Here is a 15415-nt window from a genome sequence, read left to right as displayed (position 1 = left end):
CCCGCCGGGGGCGCGTGGCATCTTTCCTTCGGGCCCGGTCCCGCCGATTGTGGACCCTGCGACGCGAGTCGGGACGGACACGCGGCAGAGGGGAGGCGCAATGGCAGATCCGCTGATCGTGGGCTGGGCCCATGGCAAATTCGGCCGGGCCGAGGCCCCGGGGCTGGAGCCGTTGATCGCGGGCGTCGTGCCCGACGCCCTGCTCCATGCCGGGATCGGGGCGGAAGATGTCGACGGGATCTATGTCGGGGTCTTCAACAACGGCTTCTCACCGCAGGCGTTCGAGGCCGCGCTCGTGGGCATGGGCCTTCCGGCGCTGGCGGGGGTGCCCGCGACGCGAGTGGAGAACGCCTGCGCCACGGGATCGGCCGCGCTCCATGCGGCGATGGATTTCATCGCCGCGGGGCGGGGAACGATCGCCCTCGTCGTGGGGGCCGAGGCCATGACCCGCACACCGACCCCGCGGGCCGGGGAGATCATGCTCTCCGCCGCCTACCGCGCGGAGGAGGGGGACGTGGCGGGCGGTTTCGCCGGGATCTTCGGCGGGATCGCGGATCGCTACTTTCAGCGGCACGGCGACCAGTCGACGGCGCTTGCGATGATCGCGGCCAAGAACCATGCCAACGGGATGCTCAACCCGTTCGGGCACATGCAAAAGGCGCTCGATCTGGCCTTCTGCGACACGGTGAGCGACCGCAACCCGATCGTCGCGGGGCCATTGCGGCGCACCGATTGCGCCCTGATCTCCGATGGCGCGGCGGCGCTGGTGCTGGCCGCGCCCGAGGTTGCCTCGGGGATGCGGAGGGCGATCCGCTTTCGCGCCCGCCGGCAGGCCAACGATGCGCTTGCCCTCTCGCGCCGGGACCCGACCGAATTCGCCGGAGCCCGCGCCGCCTGGGCCGGCGCCCTGGCCGAGGCGCGGGTGACGCTGGACGATCTGGACCTGGTCGAGACCCACGATTGCTTCACCATCGCAGAGCTTCTGGAATACGAGGCCATGGGGCTCGCGCCGCGCGGGCAGGGCGCCCGGGTTATTCGCGACGGGGTCACGGCCCGCGACGGCCGGCTGCCGGTCAACCCGTCGGGCGGGCTGAAGGCGAAGGGCCATCCGCTGGGCGCGACTGGTGTGTCGCAGCATGTGATGGCCGCGATGCAGCTGACCGCCGAGGCGGGGGCGATGCAATTGCCCGACGTGGCGCTGGCCGGGGTGTTCAACATGGGGGGCGCGGCGGTGGCCAATTACGTCTCGATCCTGGAGCGCGTGGCATGACCCGCGATCCGCGCCTGCCCTGGTCCACGCGGTCGGTGAACCTGGCCTATTTCCTCACCCGCAACGCCCGGCGGCTGGGTGCGCGGGCGGCTGTCATCCGGGGCACGGAGGTGCTGAGCTGGAGCGCCTTGGACGACCGGGTCAACGCCCTCGCCGCGGCGCTGCGCGACCGGTTCGGCCTGGGACCGGGCGACCGGGTGCTGGTGCACGCGCAGAACGGCCCGCAGATGATCGAGGTCATGCTGGCCTGCTGGCGGATGGGCGCGGTCTGGGTGCCGGCGAATGTGCGCCAGAGCCCGGACGAGGTTGCCTATCTCGCGCAAAAAGCCGACGTGACGCTGATGATCTGCGACGCCTCCGGGGCCGCGCACGCCGCCGCCTGCACCGCCGCGGCGCCTGGGATGCGCCATGTCATCGCCATCGGCGGCGGCTTCGGCGCGGACTACGAGGCGGCGGTCGCGGACCATACGGGCGCTCGGGTCTCGGACGCCGATGTGGACCGCGACACCCCGGCCTGGCTGTTCTTCACCTCCGGCTCCACCGGGCGGCCGAAGGCGGTGGTGCTGACCCATGGCCAGCTGAGCTTCGTGGTCCTCAACCACCTGCATGACCTGATGCCCGGCACCGGCCCCGCGGACATCAGCCTGGTCGTCGCCCCCCTGTCCCACGGCGCGGGGCTGCACCAGCTGGTGAACATGGCGGCGGGGGCGGCCTCTGTCCTGATGCCGCCGGGCCCGCTCGATCCCGCCGTGGCCTGGGAACTTGTGGCGCGGCACCGGGTGACCAACATGTTCACCGTGCCCACGATCGTGAAGATGCTGACGGAGGATCCGGCCGTCGATACCCATGACCATTCCAGCCTGCGCTTCGTGATCTACGCCGGGGCGCCGATGTACCGCGAGGATCAGAAGCACGCCCTGCGCAAGCTGGGGCCGGTGCTGGTCCAGTATTTCGGACTGGGCGAGGTGACCGGGGCGATCACCGTCCTGCCGCGCGAGGACCACCACCCGGAGGACACCCCCGCCGCCCTCATCGGCACCTGCGGGTTCGAGCGGACGGGGATGCAGGTCAGCATCCAGGACGCGGCCGGCGCGGCGCTGGCGCCGCTGCAGACCGGCGAGATCTGCGTCGCGGGCCCGGCGGTCTGCGCCGGCTACGATGGGGACGATGCGGCCAACGCGGCCGCGTTCCGCGATGGCTGGTTCCGGACCGGCGACCTGGGTCACATGGATGCCGAGGGCTATCTCTACATCACCGGGCGGGCGTCCGACATGTATATCTCGGGCGGCTCCAACGTCTATCCGCGCGAGATCGAAGAGCTGTTGCTGACCCATCCCGCGCTGGGCGAGGTAGCCGTGCTGGGGGCCCGCATCCCCGCTGGGGCGAGGTCGGGGTGGCGGTCTGCGTCTGCCTGCCCGGCGCCGCCGTCTCTCCCGAGGCGCTGACCGCGATGCTGGAGGGCAAGCTCGCCCGCTACAAGCTGCCCCACCGCTACGTCTTCCTTGAGGAGATGCCGCGCACCGGCTACGGCAAGGTGACCAAGAAGCTGGTCCGCGATGAACTGAAGGCCAGGGGCCTCTGGCCGGAGACCGGCGCATGACCAGCCGCGACCGCCTGCGCCACCCCGGCCCGGAGGTGCCCGAGCGGATCAGCGTGGCGCGGGGCGATCTGCGCCGGCTGTCCATCGTGCTGCCTGCCGGGGCCGTCCTGCTGGATGCCGTGGCCGAGGCCATGGACGCCGCCGGGGCCGATGCCGGTGTCATCTGTCTCGACGGGGTCGAGATCGGACCCTACCGATATGTCATGCCGGGGCCGTCGGACGACGGCAGTCATGCCGCCTGGTATTCGGAAACGTTCGAGGGCCGCGCAGGGCTAGTGAACCATGGCACCGCGATCGTCGGGCGGCGCGACGGCGCATGGTGGCTCCATGCCCACGCGGTCTGGAATGCGGAGGGCCGGACAATCTGCGGCCACCTTCTGCCCGACGGGGTGACGCTGGCGCGGAAGGCGGCGGTAACCTTGCTGGCGTTCGACGGCGGCGGACTCATGGTGGCGCAGGACCCCGAGACCCTGTTTCCGATCTTTCACGCGCGGGGCGGGCGGGCCGGCGGCGACGCACTGATCGCGCGGATCGCCCCGCACGAGGACATCCATGGCGCATTGTGTTCGATCATCGAGGATGCGGGCTTCGCACGGGCCGAGATCCTGGGCATCGGCAGCCTGATCGGCGCGACATTTACCGACGCCGGCCCCATGGCCTCTCCGATCTCCGAGGTGCTGATCCTGCCGGGCGCAGGCTGGGACCGCGCCCTGCATTTGCCGATGCATTGCGTGGACCCGGACGACGGCCAGTTTCGCGGCTCTGTGGCCCCGGGCGGCGGCGCGGTCTGCGTGACCTTCGAGGTGATGGTGATCCGCGCCGGCTGATCCGCCTATTCGGCGGCCGCGGGGCGGGCGGCGTGCACTTCGTATCCCTGTTCCTCGGGCTCGTCATCGACCAGTTCCAGCGGAAAGCCGGGGGCCAGCACCGCGAGGCCCGTCGCCTCATCGAGCCGTTCGATGATCCGGTCGGACTGTGCCCTTGTGCCATAGCGACGTTGGCCGTCGGTCATGATCGAGATCATCAGCGGAGAGATTTCCAGCGGGACGCCATGGTCGTCGGCCAGCTTCTGAAAGAGGCCGATGTCCTTCTGGATCAGGTCCATCGTGAAGTTCACGTTCCGCGAGCCCGACAGGATCAGCTGGCTTTCCGTCTCGTGGACGAAGGAGGTGCCGGAGCTGATGCGGATCGCCTCGTAAGTGGTCGCCATGTCGAGGCCGGCGGCCTTCATCGTCACCAGCGCCTCGCAGAGCGCCAGCAGGTTGGCATTGGCGAGATAATTGGTCATCACCTTGAGCTTGGAGGCCGTGCCCAGGGGGCCGGTGTGCAGGATCCGGCGCCCGAGCCGGGTGAGCAGGGGCATCACATGCTCCACCCCCGCCCGGTCGCCGCCGGCGAAGATCGAGATGTTGCCGGTCTCCGCGCGATGGCACCCGCCCGAGACCGGGCATTCCACCGCGCGGCCGCCTCGGGCGTGTATCTCGGCGCCAAGGCGGATGATCTCGTCGGCATCGGTGGTCGACATCTCGACCCAGGTCTTGCCCGGGCGGACGGCCGGCAGCATGGCCTCGACCACGGCGGCAGAGGCGGCGGGGTTGGGCAGGCAGGTGATGACCACGTCGCAGGCCCGCATCATTGCCGCGGGGTCCGCCCCCGCCTCTGCCCCGCGGCCGGTGAAGGCCGTCACCAGCGCGGGGTCGAGGTCATGCACCACAAGGTCGATGCCGTTGCGCAGCAGGCTGCCGGCAAGCTTGCCGCCGACATTGCCCAGTCCGATGAAGCCGACCTTCATGTGGTGTCCTTTCAGGTGAGGGGCGCGATCCGCCCGGCCATGCCGCGCCTAGTCGCGGTAGCTGGCGTCGCTCTGGTCCAGCTCTGACTTGAGATGCGCGAAATGAGCGTCGGCCATGCCGGCATAGGCCTTCCAGCCCCGGGCCGTGTTTGCGGCCACCGCGTCGGACATGACCGCGAGCGGCTTGCCGGAGGCATGGGCCAGCAGCACGGTCTGCGCGGCCTTTTCGAAGAAATAGAGCTGCTCGAAGGCCTGGGCCACGCTCTCGCCGGTGCAGGTGACGCCGTGGTTGGCCATCAGCAGCGTCGAGCACCGGCCCAGCGCCCGGACGACATGGGCCCCCTCCGCGGCGTCGTCGGCGATGCCACCGCATTCAGGGTCGATGGCCAGATCGCCGAAGAAGCGGGCGGTGTTCATGTCGATGGGCGGCATGCGCGGGTCCCTGAGCGTCGCCAGCGCCGTGGCGTGGGGCGGGTGGCAATGCAGCACCACGCGGACATCCGGCCGCGCCCGGTGCAGTGCGCCGTGGATGGTCCAGGCCGAGGCGTCGGGCGCGTCCGGGCCCGCCATCACCGAGGGGTCGTCGGCGTCCAGCACCAGCAGGTCCGAAGCGCGGATTGTCGCGAAATGTTGCCATTTCGGGTTCATCAGGAACTGCCGCCCGTCCGCCGAGACGGCGGCGCTGAAATGGTTGCCCACCGATTCGTGCCAGCCGAACCGCGCCGTCAGCCGGAAGGCCGCTGCAAGATCCATGCGCAGGGTGTCCATGTCGGTGACCACGTCCTTCATTTGAACCGGCCCTCGGTGGTCATCGCCCGCCAGGCGCTGCGCAGCTCGCCCCGGTCGGTATAGGTGCCGCGCAGATAGCGCTCTCCGCTGGTGGCGGAATAGGCTTCGCGGCCATGGACCACGCGGTGATTGTCGAAGGTGATGCATTCGCCCGCCCGCAGCGAGAAGCGCATGACGTACCTGCTGTCCTGCAACATCCTGCCGAACCGGACGAAGGCCGGGTAGAAGGCATCGAGATCGCGTTGGGGCATGTCGAAGATGTCGGCCATGTGCTGGCTGATCGTGACGCCGGAGACCTCTGCGTGCTCGTCCAGCTCGATCACCCGCTGGCGGGCGCGCATGTCACATCCGTCATGCTCCTTGTAATAGGGCACGTCGGTTTCGACCAGCAGTCGGAAGGCCTCGGGATCGGCGCGGCGCAGATCGTTGGCCGCCGCCGTGCCGTCGGCAAAGAGGTTCATGCCGCCCTGCACGCTGTTGGCCCGGCAGTGCAGGTATTGCACGCCGGGCGCGGCGTCCTCGGTGGGCACGTCGGTATGCATCTCCAGCGCCTTGGCGGTATAGGCGAGGTTGGTCGGCTTGATATGGGTGCGCACGTCGAAATAGGGGCCGAAGAACGTCGGGCGGATCTGGCCGATGAGCAGCGCGGTCTCTGTCAGCGCGGCGTCGGTGTCGGGCATGTCGGTGACGATGGCGACGCCCTCGACCAGCAGCGCCTCCATCCAGCGGCGGCGTTCCTCGGGGCTGTCCTTCAGGCGCGGGTGCGACACGCGGGTGAGGGCCGGGTAGTGATCGCTGTACCAGGGCCTGCGGGGCAGGGCCGCCGGGTCGGGGCGCCGCCGGCCCATTGCATAAGCGGCAAGAAAGTCGAGCCTGTGCCGCGAGACGTGATCCTCGCCCTGCCAGTCGATGACGAGGCTCTGCTCTTCGATCCAGGCATCCGCGGGCACGGGCGGGGTTTGGAGGTGGAAGATGTCGAAGCTGCGCTCGCGGGTTTCGGCATCGAAAGAGGTCGGGCAATTGTCGCGCAACCAGCAGTAATTGAAGTATCCCTGCATTCCGCCGGGCAGGGTCAGCCGCAGCCCCGCGCCCTCCAGCATGAGTGTTTCGAGCTGAACGCCGTCCATCGGAGCCTCCTGCAAAACCCGGTCGTGTCTGGAATCAGCCTAGCCTTGGGGCGGCACGCGGGAAACGGCGATTGCAGCTATCAAACTATAACCCTAGGGTTATTCTGTCATGCCCGCCTTTCCGCCCCTCCGGACTCTGCTTGCCTTTGCCGCCGTGGCGCGGACCGGGTCGATCCAGGCGGCGGCGGCCGAGCTGAACGTGACGCAGCCCGCGGTGAGCCAGGCGGTCAGGCAGCTCGAATCCCACGTCGGCGCGGACTTGCTCGACCGCAGCCGACGGCCCGCCCGGCCGACCGAAGCCGGGCAGATGCTGGCGGAGGCCCTGGCGGAGGGGTTGGGGCGGATCGATTCCTGCCTCGCCCACATCCGCCGGACCGGAACCCAGGGGGGGCGGACCGTCACGGTGGCCTGTTCGATCGGCGTGGCGACCTATTGGCTGATGCCCCGGCTCGCGGCCTTCTACCAGACCGACCCCGACCTGACGGTCAACGTCATCACGACCCAGATGGGCGCCCCCGATCTGGCCGAGGGCGTCGATCTGTCGATCCGCTACGGCCACGGCCGTTGGAGCGACGGGCAGGTCCGCCGGCTCTTTGCGGAGACGGTCGAGCCGTTGTGCCTCCCGGCCCTGCGCGAGCGGTTTGCCGGCCCGGTCCCGCCCGAGGCGGTGCCGCTGCTGCATGTGCACTCCGCCGAGCAATCCTGGGTGACCTGGCGCGACTACCTGCGCCGCACCGGCCAGCCTGCCATTGCGGCGCGGGGCCAGGCGTTCACCAACTATGTGCAGGCGACGCAGGCCGCGCTTGAGGGGCACGGTCTTATCCTGGGCTGGCGGTCGATCACCGGGGCGCTGGCCGCGGCGGGGCAGCTTGTCACGGCCGGTCTGCCACGGCTTGCGCCGCGCGATGCCTTCTACCTCGTCGCCCGGCACAAGCGCGGCAACGACGCGGCCGAGCGCTTTGGCGCCTGGTTGATCGAGGACGCCGCGCGGCCCTGAACCCGCCCGCACAGCCCCATGGTGGGCGCGGTTCTTGAGGTTCGATCGCGCCGCCCGCCCGACATCATCCGTCTCGGCGCGGCTCCCGGCCCGGGCGCGTTGCATGCAACAAGGATCCGCCAGACCTCGACCCGATTGGCCGGACACCCCGCCGTCGATACCGGCGCCGCCCGCGCACCGCTTCGCGATCCCGGCGGACCTGGCCGGCACGGCGGCCATTCTGGCCTTGTCCGAGGCGGATTCCATCGTGGCGCAAGACGACAACGTCGACGGCGGCCAGTGGATGGACCGACGCCACTTTTGGCGGGACACCACCGACCGTCGTGCTAGTCTGCCGCCGGTTGCAATCAAAACAGAGCCTGCCGACATGTTTGACCTGATCCTTCGCGACGCGACCCTGCCCGACGGGCGCACCGGGCAGGACGTCGCCGTCCGGGGCGGCAAGATCGCCGCCATCGAGCCGGGGCTGGAGGCCGAGGCGGGCGAGGTCATCGACGCCGGCGGCCACCTGCTCAGCCCGCCCTTCGTGGATCCGCATTTCCACATGGACGCCACCCTGTCGCTCGGCCTGCCCCGGATGAACGTCTCGGGGACGCTGCTGGAGGGCATCGCGCTCTGGGGCGAACTGCGCCCGACCCTGACGCGCGAGGCGCTGGTCGAGCGCGCCCTGCGCTATTGCGATCTGGCGGTGTCGAAGGGCCTGCTGGCGGTGCGCAGCCACGTGGATGTCTCGGACCCCCGGCTGGTCACCGCCGAGGCGCTGATCGAGGTGCGTGAGCGGGTCGCGCCTTACCTGGAGCTGCAGCTCGTGGCCTTCCCGCAGGACGGCTATTTTCGCGCAGCCGGGGCCGAGGCGGCGCTGACGCGGTCGCTGGACATGGGGCTCGATATCGTCGGGGGCATCCCGCATTTCGAGCGCACGATGGAGGACGGCGCCCGCTCCGTCGCGGCGCTCTGTCGGATCGCCGCCGACCGGGGCTTGCCGGTCGACATGCATTGCGACGAGACCGACGATCCCCTGTCGCGCCATGTGGAGACCCTGGCCGCCGAGACGATCCGCCATGGCCTGCAGGGCCGCGTTGCGGGCTCGCACCTCAGCTCGATGCATTCGATGGACAATTACTACGTCTCCAAGTTGATCCCGCTGATGGCCGAGGCGCAGATGGCCGCGATCCCCAACCCTCTGATCAACATCATGCTTCAGGGACGCCATGACACCTATCCGAAACGGCGTGGCCTGACCCGCATCCCCGAGTTGATGGCCGCGGGCATCCCCGTCGGGCTGGGGCAGGATTGCGTCCTCGATCCCTGGTATTCCATGGGTTCCGGCGACCTGCTGGACGTGGCGCACATGGCGCTGCACGCGACGCAGATGGGCTCGGGCGTCGAGAAACGGGCGCTGTTCGATGCGGTAACGGTCAATTCGGCCCGGATCATGGGGCTGGAGGGCTACGGGCTGGAGGTTGGCTGTCACGCCGACATGGTCCTGCTGCAGGCCAGGGATCCCGCCGAGGCGATTCGCCTGCGCCCGAACCGCTTGCTGGTCTTGCGCCGGGGCCGGGTTCTGGCCGAAACCGCCCCCGAGGTCAGCCGGCTCACGCTCGAGGGCAGGCCTGACAGCGTCGACCCGCCGGACTATGCACCTCGCAACGCCATTTGACCGGTTGGTCAAAAGGTGGGCAGCGGCGCGGGCAGGGTCTGGCGGCGCTGGCCGTTTGGCGCGGCCATGCTTGACAGACCCTGTCCGCGCCGCGCCTGCTTGTCGTCACTCAGACCCGAGGCGGCCCGTGCAGACATGCCTGAAACCGCCGCCCGGACCGACAAGGGAAAGATGCACATGTCCAAGCTCATCATGAACCGTCGCCGCCTGCTGGCCACCGGCGCCGCCTTTGGCGCGTCGCCCCTCTTCGCGCCCGCGCTCCGCGCCCAGTCTGGCCCGGTGAAGGTCGCCGGAATCCACGCCTCGCCGGTCGAGAACGCCTGGAACTCGGTGCTGCATGCCGCGATGGTCGAGGCGGACGCCGAGGGGGTGATCGAGTATACCTTCTCCGAGGGCGTGTCGGGCACCGACTACCCCCGTGCCATGCGCGAATTCGCCGAGGCCGGAAACCTTCTGATCGTGGGCGAATCCTACGCGGTCGAGCGCGAGGCGCGCACCGTCGCGGCCGACTACCCCGACACCGCGTTCCTGATGGGGTCCTCGGGCGAGGCCTCGGGCGACAATTTCGGCGTCTTCGGCACCTGGAACTGGGAGGCGGCCTATCTTGGCGGGATGCTGGCGGGCGCGATGACCGAGACCGGGGTGGTCGGCAGCGTCGGCGCGATCCCGATCCCCGAGGTCAACATGCTGATCAACGGCTTTGCCGACGGGGTGAAATCGGTGAACCCGGACGCCACGCACCTGGTCAGCTTCATCGGCACCTTCTTCGATCCGCCCAAGGCGCGCGAGGCCGGCCTGGCCCAGATCGACGCCGGCGCTGACATTCTCTTCGGCGAGCGTATCGGCACCGCGGACGCCGCGCAGGAACGCGGGATCAAGGCGATCGGCTCGCTCATCAACTACACCCCGCGCTATCCCGACACGGTCTTCGCCAACGCGCTGTGGAACTTCCGGCCGCTGGTGAACGCGGCCCTCGCCGATGCCACCGCAGGCAACCCGGTGGGCAAGAACTACACCCCGCTCAGCCTGATGGAGGACGGCGGCAACGACCTGATGCTGGTCGAGGGCGTGGCCCCGCCCGAGGCCGTGGCCAACATGCTCGAGGTTCGGGCGGCGATCATGGCCGGCGAATTCGAGGTGCCGCGCAACTTCGACGAGCCCGCCTGACGGCCGAACGCCAAGAGCCTGCCCCGCCTGCCGATCCCGCGGCGGGTCGGGGCGGAGCCCGCGCAATGGACAGCTTTTCCGTCTCCGATTTCGCGCCTGCCGACGCCCTGGGCCTTGCCGTGTCGATCGCGGCGGGGGAGCTGTCGGCCGAGGATGCGATGGACCGAGCAAAGGCGCGGGCCGAGGCCTGTGCCGGGCTGGGCGCGGTCAGCTGGATGACCGATGCGGCCGTCCCCGCGGCGCAGCAGGGGCCCTTTGCTGGCGTGCCGCTGCTGGCCAAGGATCTGTGCGCCCCCTTCGCGGGACTGCCGGCGCGAGCCGGGTCCGCGGCGATTGCCCGGCGGCGCGGCCGGCAGGACAGCGTCCTTGCCGCGCGGTTCCGGGCCCTGGGCTTTCGGCCGTTCGGGCTGACCACTGTGCCGGAATTCGGCCTGTCGCTGTCAAGCGAACCGGCCATCGGCCCGGTCTGCCGGAACCCGCTGAACCCGGATCTTTCGGCAGGCGGCTCCTCGGGGGGCAGTGCTGCGGCGGTGGCCGCGGGCATCGTGCCGCTGGCCCATGCCACCGACGCGGGCGGCTCGACCCGGGTGCCGGCCGCGGCCTGCGGGCTGGTCGGTCTGAAGCCGTCGCGCGGGGCGATCCCGGCGGGGCCCGGCTTTGGCAACCACCTCGGCGGCATCGCCAGCGAATACGCGATCACCCGCAGCCTGCGCGACGCCCGCGCCTTGTGGCGCGGCCTTGCCGGCGCTGCGCAGGGACCGGAGCCTGACCCGGATCAGCTGCCCGAGGCCGGGACCTTTTGCATCGGCCTCGTGGTGGATCACCCCGGCATCGCGCCGGACCGCGCGGCGGCGGTCGAGGCCGCCGGTCGCGCCGCCGAGGAACTGGGCCACCGCCTGCGCGTCCTTCCGCATGAACGGCTCGCCGAGATCGTCACCCGCTGCGACTCCGCCTTCGACCATATCGTCTGCGCCAATCTCGCCGCGCTTTTCGAGGGCGATCTGGACGCGTCCCTGTGCGAGCCGATGACGCAGGCGGTGATCTCTCGCGGGCGGGTGCTGACCGCGCCGGCGCTGTGGTCGGCGCTGCAGGCGGGCGTGGCCGCGGCCCATGGGCTGTGGCAGGTTTTCGACGCGGTCGATCTGCTGCTGACCCCGATGCTTTCGACGGCGCCGGTCCCGCTGGGGCATTTCCCGACCGACCATGGCGACGTCGCGGGCCATTTCGCGGCCATGGGCGCCTTTGCCCCCTATGCCACGCTGGCCAATGTCACCGGCGCCCCCGCCCTGACCCTGCCATTCGGCGCGGACAAGGACGGCCTGCCCCTGCCGGTCCAGCTGATCGCGCCCATGGGGGGTGATCTGCGGCTGATGGGGCTTGCCGCCGCGCTGGAGCGCACGGCAGAATGGCGCCACCCCATCCCCCTGATCGGAGGCCCGCAATGACCCGCGTCCTTGAACTCGACGGGATCACCAAACGCTTCGGGTCCGTGACCGCGAACGAGGACGTGTCGCTGCACCTCGACCGCGGAGAGATTCTCGCGCTGCTGGGGGAGAACGGGGCCGGAAAGACGACGCTGATGTCGATCCTCTTCGGCCATTACACCGCCGACGCGGGCAATGTGAGGATCGAGGGGCAGCTCTTGCCCCCCGGCCGGCCGCGTGCCGCCATCGCGGCCGGCATCGGCATGGTGCACCAGCATTTCGCGCTGGCCCCGAACCTGTCGGTGCTCGACAATGTCATGACCGGGACCGAACCGCTCTGGCGGCTGCGCTCGGACCGGCGGGCGGGGCGGGCCAAGCTTTTGGCGTTGTCCGAGAAATTCGGCCTGAAGGTCGATCCAGACGCGATGGTGTCGGAACTGTCGGTGGGCGAGTGCCAGCGGCTGGAGATCCTCAAGGCGCTCTACAACGACGCCCGCATCCTGATCCTGGACGAGCCGACGGCGGTGCTGACCACGCAAGAGGCCGAGGGGCTGTTCAACACCCTGCGGGACATGGCGGCCAAGGGGCTGTCGCTGGTCTTCATCTCGCACAAGCTGCACGAGGTCATGTCGGCCTCGCACCGGGTTACGGTGTTGCGGCGGGGGCGGGTGGTGGCCGAGCGGCGCACCGCCGACACCAGCAAGGAAGAGCTGGCCGAGCTGATGGTCGGGCGCAAGGTCGAGCGTCCGAGCCGAACCGACACGGCCCGCGGCCGGGTGCTGCTGGAGGGGCGCGACCTGAAGGTCGGCGGCAAGGGCGGCGCGTCCCTGAAGGGGGCGAGCTTCAAGGTCCGCGCGGGCGAGACGCTGGGCATCATCGGTGTGTCCGGCAACGGGCAGACCACGCTGGCGGGGCTGGTCTCGGGGCTTTATCCGCCTGACAGCGGCGCGTTGCTGGTGGCGGGCGAGGCGCCCCGGCGCCACGACGTGCCGGGCGCCATCGCCGCCGGGATCGGCCGCATCCCCGAGGACCGCAACACCGAAGGCGCCGTGGCCGAGATGACGACCTGGGAGAACGCCGTGCTGGAGCGGATCTGGTCGCCGGAATTCTCGTCGCGCGGGGTGGTGAAACGCGCCGCCGCCCGCGCCGCGACCGAAGCGATCATTCGCGACTACGACGTGCGCGGCGCGACCGTGGACGGGCGCATCCGGCTTCTGTCGGGCGGCAACATGCAAAAGCTGATCCTGGGCCGCGTGCTGACCGCCGATCCGTCGATCCTGGTCGCCGCCCAGCCCAGCCGGGGCCTGGACGAGGGCGCCATTGCAGGGGTGCACGCGCGGCTGCTGGAGGCGCGGGGCCGCGGTGCCGCGGTGCTGCTGATCTCCGAGGACCTGGACGAGGTGATCGCCCTGTCGGACCGAATCCAGGCCATCGCGGGCGGGAAACTGTCGCCGGCGATCCCGGCAGACCGGGCGGATGCGCGGTTGCTGGGGCTGATGATGGCGGGCGACTGGTCCGCAGCGCGGGCCATCGCCGGCGAGGGTGAGGGGGAGAAGCATCATGCGCTTTGAACGCCGTGACCAGCCCTCGGCGGTGCTGACGCTGTTGGCCCCTGTGGGGGCTATCCTGGCCGCGCTGGTGGTCGCGGGCGGGCTGATCGCCATTGCGGGGGCCAATGTCTTCGAGGCCTACGGGCTGATCCTGAAGGGCGCGTTCGGCTCGCGCCTCGGGATTTCGGAGACGCTGACGCGGGCGACGCCGTTGCTGCTGACGGGGCTTGCGGCGGCGGTCGCGTTCCGGGCGCGGCTGTGGAACATCGGGGCCGAGGGGCAGCTCTACATGGGGGCGCTCGCGGTCGCGGCGGTGGCCATGGTGCCGGGCATCGCGTCGCTGCCCGGGGCGCTGTCGATCCCGCTGTGCCTGGCGGCGGGGGCGGCCGCGGGGATGGCGCTGTTGCTGGTGCCGCTGGGGCTTCGGCTGCGGTTCGGCGTCGACGAGGTCGTGACCAGCCTGCTTCTGAACTTCGTGGCGGTGCTCTTCGTGTCGATGATGATCGAGGGGCCGATGCGCGACCCGCTGGCCTTCGGCTGGCCGCAATCGGTGCCAGTGCCGGATTCCGCGCTGCTGCCCAAGCTGCTGGAGCGCAGCCGCCTGCACGCGGGCCTGCTGATCGCGCTGGCGGCGGCGGTGGTGGTCTGGTGGCTGCAGAGCCGGACGGTCTTCGGCATGCGCTCGCGGGCGGCGGGGCTGAACCCGCGGGCGGCCTCCTTCGCCGGGGTGCCGCTGGGGCGGACGCTGATCGCGGTGGCGTGCCTGTCGGGTGGCATGGCGGGGCTTGCCGGCGCGGTCGAGGTGATGGGGGTCAAGGGCTATGTCTCGACCGATCTCTCGCCCAGCTACGGCTATTCCGGGATCGTGATCGCGATGCTCGCCAATCTGAACCCGATCGGCGTGATCGGCGCGGCGCTGTTCTCGGCGGTGATGTTCGTGGGCGCGGATTCCATGAGCCGTGCGCTGGGCATCCCGTCCTACATCGCCGACGTGACCGTGGCGCTGTCGCTGCTGACGATGCTGGTGGCGATTTTCCTGACCCAATACAGGATCCGCAGATGAGTGCCTTTTTCGACATCCTTCTGACCATCGGCATGTGGGAAGCCGTGCTTCGGATCGCCACGCCGCTGATCTTCGGCACCCTCGGGGTGCTGCTGTGCGAGCGGGTCGGGGTGCTGAACCTCGGGATCGAGGGGATCATGTCGTTCGGGGCGATGGCGGGCTGGCTTGCGGTCTATTCCGGGGGCGACCTCTGGGCCGGGATGCTGGCGGCAGCGCTTGCGGGGCTGATGTTCGGGCTGCTGCACGCGCTGATGACCGTGCCGCTGGGGCTGAGCCAGCATGTGACGGGCCTAGGTATCACTCTGTTCGCCTCGAGCCTGTCCTATTACATCTTCCGGCTGGCGGTGCCGACATCGTCCTCCCCGCCCACGGTGGAGCCATTCCGCCCCCTGCCGGTGCCGTGGTTGTCGGACATTCCGTACCTGGGGCCGACGCTGTTCAACCAGACCGCGCCGACCTATCTGGCGCTGGTCCTCGTGGGGATGCTGGCGTGGCTGCTCTATCGCACGCCACTGGGCCTTGCGCTGCGGATGACCGGTGAGAACCCCCATGCGGCGGATGCCCAGGGGATCGACCCGGTGCGGCTGCGGATCGGGACGATCATGGTGGGGTCGGCGCTGATGGCCATGGGCGGTGCGTTCCTGACACTGGCGGCGTTCAACAGCTTCTTCCCGACCATGGTGCAGGGGCGGGGCTGGATCTGCGTGGCGCTGGTGGTCTTTGCGTCTTGGCGGCCGGGGCGGGCCCTGCTCGGGGCGCTGCTGTTCGCGTTCTTCGACGCCTACCAGTTGCGGTTGCAGACGGTGGTGGACGGGGTGCCCTACCAGCTGTTCCTGATGCTGCCCTACCTGTTGTCGATCCTCGCGCTGATCGTGATGGCGCGGCGGGCGCGGGTGCCGCATGCGTTGATGCAGCCTTACCGGCGCGGAGAGCGTTAGGCGCACGTGGCCGGGGGCGCTGCCCCCGCTTGCGCCTG

At 70.1% G+C, this 15415-nt stretch carries 14 protein-coding genes; 11 read left to right on the top strand and 3 right to left on the bottom strand.

Translation table 11 applies throughout. The features are described from left to right. The first annotated feature begins 100 nt into the window (after positions 1–100). The 4 genes from ROA7023_RS04470 to ROA7023_RS04460 are packed head-to-tail and all read left to right on the top strand — an operon-like array spanning position 101 to position 3697. Entirely contained in the window at positions 101–1270 is a 1170-nt protein-coding gene (locus ROA7023_RS04470) for a thiolase domain-containing protein (RefSeq protein WP_085877818.1), read from the top strand. Next, positions 1267–2715: an AMP-binding protein gene (locus ROA7023_RS04465; protein ID WP_306372475.1), complete on the top strand. Its 1449-nt coding sequence runs from the start codon at positions 1267–1269 to the stop codon at positions 2713–2715. Before ROA7023_RS04470 ends, ROA7023_RS04465 begins: the two co-directional genes overlap by 4 nt. Then, on the top strand, positions 2664–2870 hold the full coding sequence (locus ROA7023_RS25545; protein ID WP_306372474.1) for a hypothetical protein: 207 nt from the start codon (positions 2664–2666) through the stop codon (positions 2868–2870). Before ROA7023_RS04465 ends, ROA7023_RS25545 begins: the two co-directional genes overlap by 52 nt. Continuing rightward, positions 2867–3697, top strand: a complete 831-nt coding sequence (locus ROA7023_RS04460) for a PPC domain-containing DNA-binding protein (RefSeq protein ID WP_085877817.1) — start codon at positions 2867–2869, stop codon at positions 3695–3697. The genes ROA7023_RS25545 and ROA7023_RS04460 overlap by 4 nt, the downstream gene beginning before the upstream one ends. A 5-nt stretch (positions 3698–3702) precedes the next feature. Here the strand turns inward: ROA7023_RS04460 and ROA7023_RS04455 are convergent, their stop codons facing one another. The 3 genes from ROA7023_RS04455 to ROA7023_RS04445 are packed head-to-tail and all read right to left on the bottom strand — an operon-like array spanning position 3703 to position 6578. Then, complete coding sequence (locus ROA7023_RS04455) at positions 3703–4662, bottom strand: NAD(P)-dependent oxidoreductase (protein ID WP_085877816.1); 960 nt, start codon at positions 4660–4662, stop codon at positions 3703–3705. A 48-nt stretch (positions 4663–4710) separates the two neighbouring features. Continuing rightward, positions 4711–5451, bottom strand: coding sequence for a class II aldolase/adducin family protein (locus tag ROA7023_RS04450; RefSeq protein ID WP_085877815.1), 741 nt, complete (start codon positions 5449–5451; stop codon positions 4711–4713). Continuing rightward, positions 5448–6578 carry a TauD/TfdA family dioxygenase gene (locus tag ROA7023_RS04445; protein ID WP_085877814.1) on the bottom strand — a complete coding sequence of 377 codons (1131 nt, stop codon included), beginning with the start codon at positions 6576–6578 and terminating at the stop codon, positions 5448–5450. Before ROA7023_RS04445 ends, ROA7023_RS04450 begins: the two co-directional genes overlap by 4 nt. Positions 6579–6687: 109 nt before the next feature. On the opposite strand from ROA7023_RS04445, the gene ROA7023_RS04440 reads away from it, so the two are divergent. From ROA7023_RS04440 to ROA7023_RS04410, 7 genes are all read left to right on the top strand, one after another. Continuing rightward, positions 6688–7575 (top strand): LysR substrate-binding domain-containing protein, encoded by an 888-nt coding sequence (locus ROA7023_RS04440; RefSeq protein ID WP_085877813.1) that lies wholly within the window; start codon positions 6688–6690, stop codon positions 7573–7575. Positions 7576–7942: 367 nt separating this feature from the next. Beyond that, positions 7943–9235, top strand: coding sequence for an amidohydrolase family protein (locus ROA7023_RS04435; protein WP_085877812.1), 1293 nt, complete (start codon positions 7943–7945; stop codon positions 9233–9235). A gap of 177 nt (positions 9236–9412) precedes the next feature. Next, positions 9413–10402, top strand: coding sequence for a BMP family protein (locus ROA7023_RS04430; protein WP_085877811.1), 990 nt, complete (start codon positions 9413–9415; stop codon positions 10400–10402). Positions 10403–10467: 65 nt separating this feature from the next. Next, positions 10468–11847 (top strand): amidase, encoded by a 1380-nt coding sequence (locus tag ROA7023_RS04425; RefSeq protein ID WP_085877810.1) that lies wholly within the window; start codon positions 10468–10470, stop codon positions 11845–11847. Further along, positions 11844–13397 (top strand): ABC transporter ATP-binding protein, encoded by a 1554-nt coding sequence (locus tag ROA7023_RS04420; protein ID WP_085877809.1) that lies wholly within the window; start codon positions 11844–11846, stop codon positions 13395–13397. Before ROA7023_RS04425 ends, ROA7023_RS04420 begins: the two co-directional genes overlap by 4 nt. Continuing rightward, positions 13387–14439 carry an ABC transporter permease gene (locus tag ROA7023_RS04415; RefSeq protein ID WP_085877808.1) on the top strand — a complete coding sequence of 351 codons (1053 nt, stop codon included), beginning with the start codon at positions 13387–13389 and terminating at the stop codon, positions 14437–14439. The genes ROA7023_RS04420 and ROA7023_RS04415 overlap by 11 nt, the downstream gene beginning before the upstream one ends. Next, positions 14436–15377, top strand: a complete 942-nt coding sequence (locus ROA7023_RS04410; protein WP_085877807.1) for an ABC transporter permease — start codon at positions 14436–14438, stop codon at positions 15375–15377. Before ROA7023_RS04415 ends, ROA7023_RS04410 begins: the two co-directional genes overlap by 4 nt. Positions 15378–15415: the final 38 nt, after the last annotated feature.

It is taken from the genome of Roseisalinus antarcticus (assembly GCF_900172355.1).
Lineage (GTDB): Bacteria > Pseudomonadota > Alphaproteobacteria > Rhodobacterales > Rhodobacteraceae > Oceanicola > Oceanicola antarcticus_A.
Note: the sequence above shows the minus strand (reverse complement) of the source record. Positions and strands in the feature narration are given on the sequence as shown.

What these genes read in the sequence shown, in the direction of transcription:
- ROA7023_RS04470 (WP_085877818.1), top strand. Translation starts at nt 101, where the DNA reads ATGGCAGATCCGCTGATCGTGGGCTGGGCCCATGGCAAATTCGGCCGG.
- ROA7023_RS04465 (WP_306372475.1), top strand. Translation starts at nt 1,267, where the DNA reads ATGACCCGCGATCCGCGCCTGCCCTGGTCCACGCGGTCGGTGAACCTG.
- ROA7023_RS04460 (WP_085877817.1), top strand. Translation starts at nt 2,867, where the DNA reads ATGACCAGCCGCGACCGCCTGCGCCACCCCGGCCCGGAGGTGCCCGAG.
- ROA7023_RS04455 (WP_085877816.1), bottom strand. Translation starts at nt 4,662, where the DNA reads ATGAAGGTCGGCTTCATCGGACTGGGCAATGTCGGCGGCAAGCTTGCC.
- ROA7023_RS04450 (WP_085877815.1), bottom strand. Translation starts at nt 5,451, where the DNA reads ATGAAGGACGTGGTCACCGACATGGACACCCTGCGCATGGATCTTGCA.
- ROA7023_RS04445 (WP_085877814.1), bottom strand. Translation starts at nt 6,578, where the DNA reads ATGGACGGCGTTCAGCTCGAAACACTCATGCTGGAGGGCGCGGGGCTG.
- ROA7023_RS04440 (WP_085877813.1), top strand. Translation starts at nt 6,688, where the DNA reads ATGCCCGCCTTTCCGCCCCTCCGGACTCTGCTTGCCTTTGCCGCCGTG.
- ROA7023_RS04435 (WP_085877812.1), top strand. Translation starts at nt 7,943, where the DNA reads ATGTTTGACCTGATCCTTCGCGACGCGACCCTGCCCGACGGGCGCACC.
- ROA7023_RS04430 (WP_085877811.1), top strand. Translation starts at nt 9,413, where the DNA reads ATGTCCAAGCTCATCATGAACCGTCGCCGCCTGCTGGCCACCGGCGCC.
- ROA7023_RS04425 (WP_085877810.1), top strand. Translation starts at nt 10,468, where the DNA reads ATGGACAGCTTTTCCGTCTCCGATTTCGCGCCTGCCGACGCCCTGGGC.
- ROA7023_RS04420 (WP_085877809.1), top strand. Translation starts at nt 11,844, where the DNA reads ATGACCCGCGTCCTTGAACTCGACGGGATCACCAAACGCTTCGGGTCC.
- ROA7023_RS04415 (WP_085877808.1), top strand. Translation starts at nt 13,387, where the DNA reads ATGCGCTTTGAACGCCGTGACCAGCCCTCGGCGGTGCTGACGCTGTTG.
- ROA7023_RS04410 (WP_085877807.1), top strand. Translation starts at nt 14,436, where the DNA reads ATGAGTGCCTTTTTCGACATCCTTCTGACCATCGGCATGTGGGAAGCC.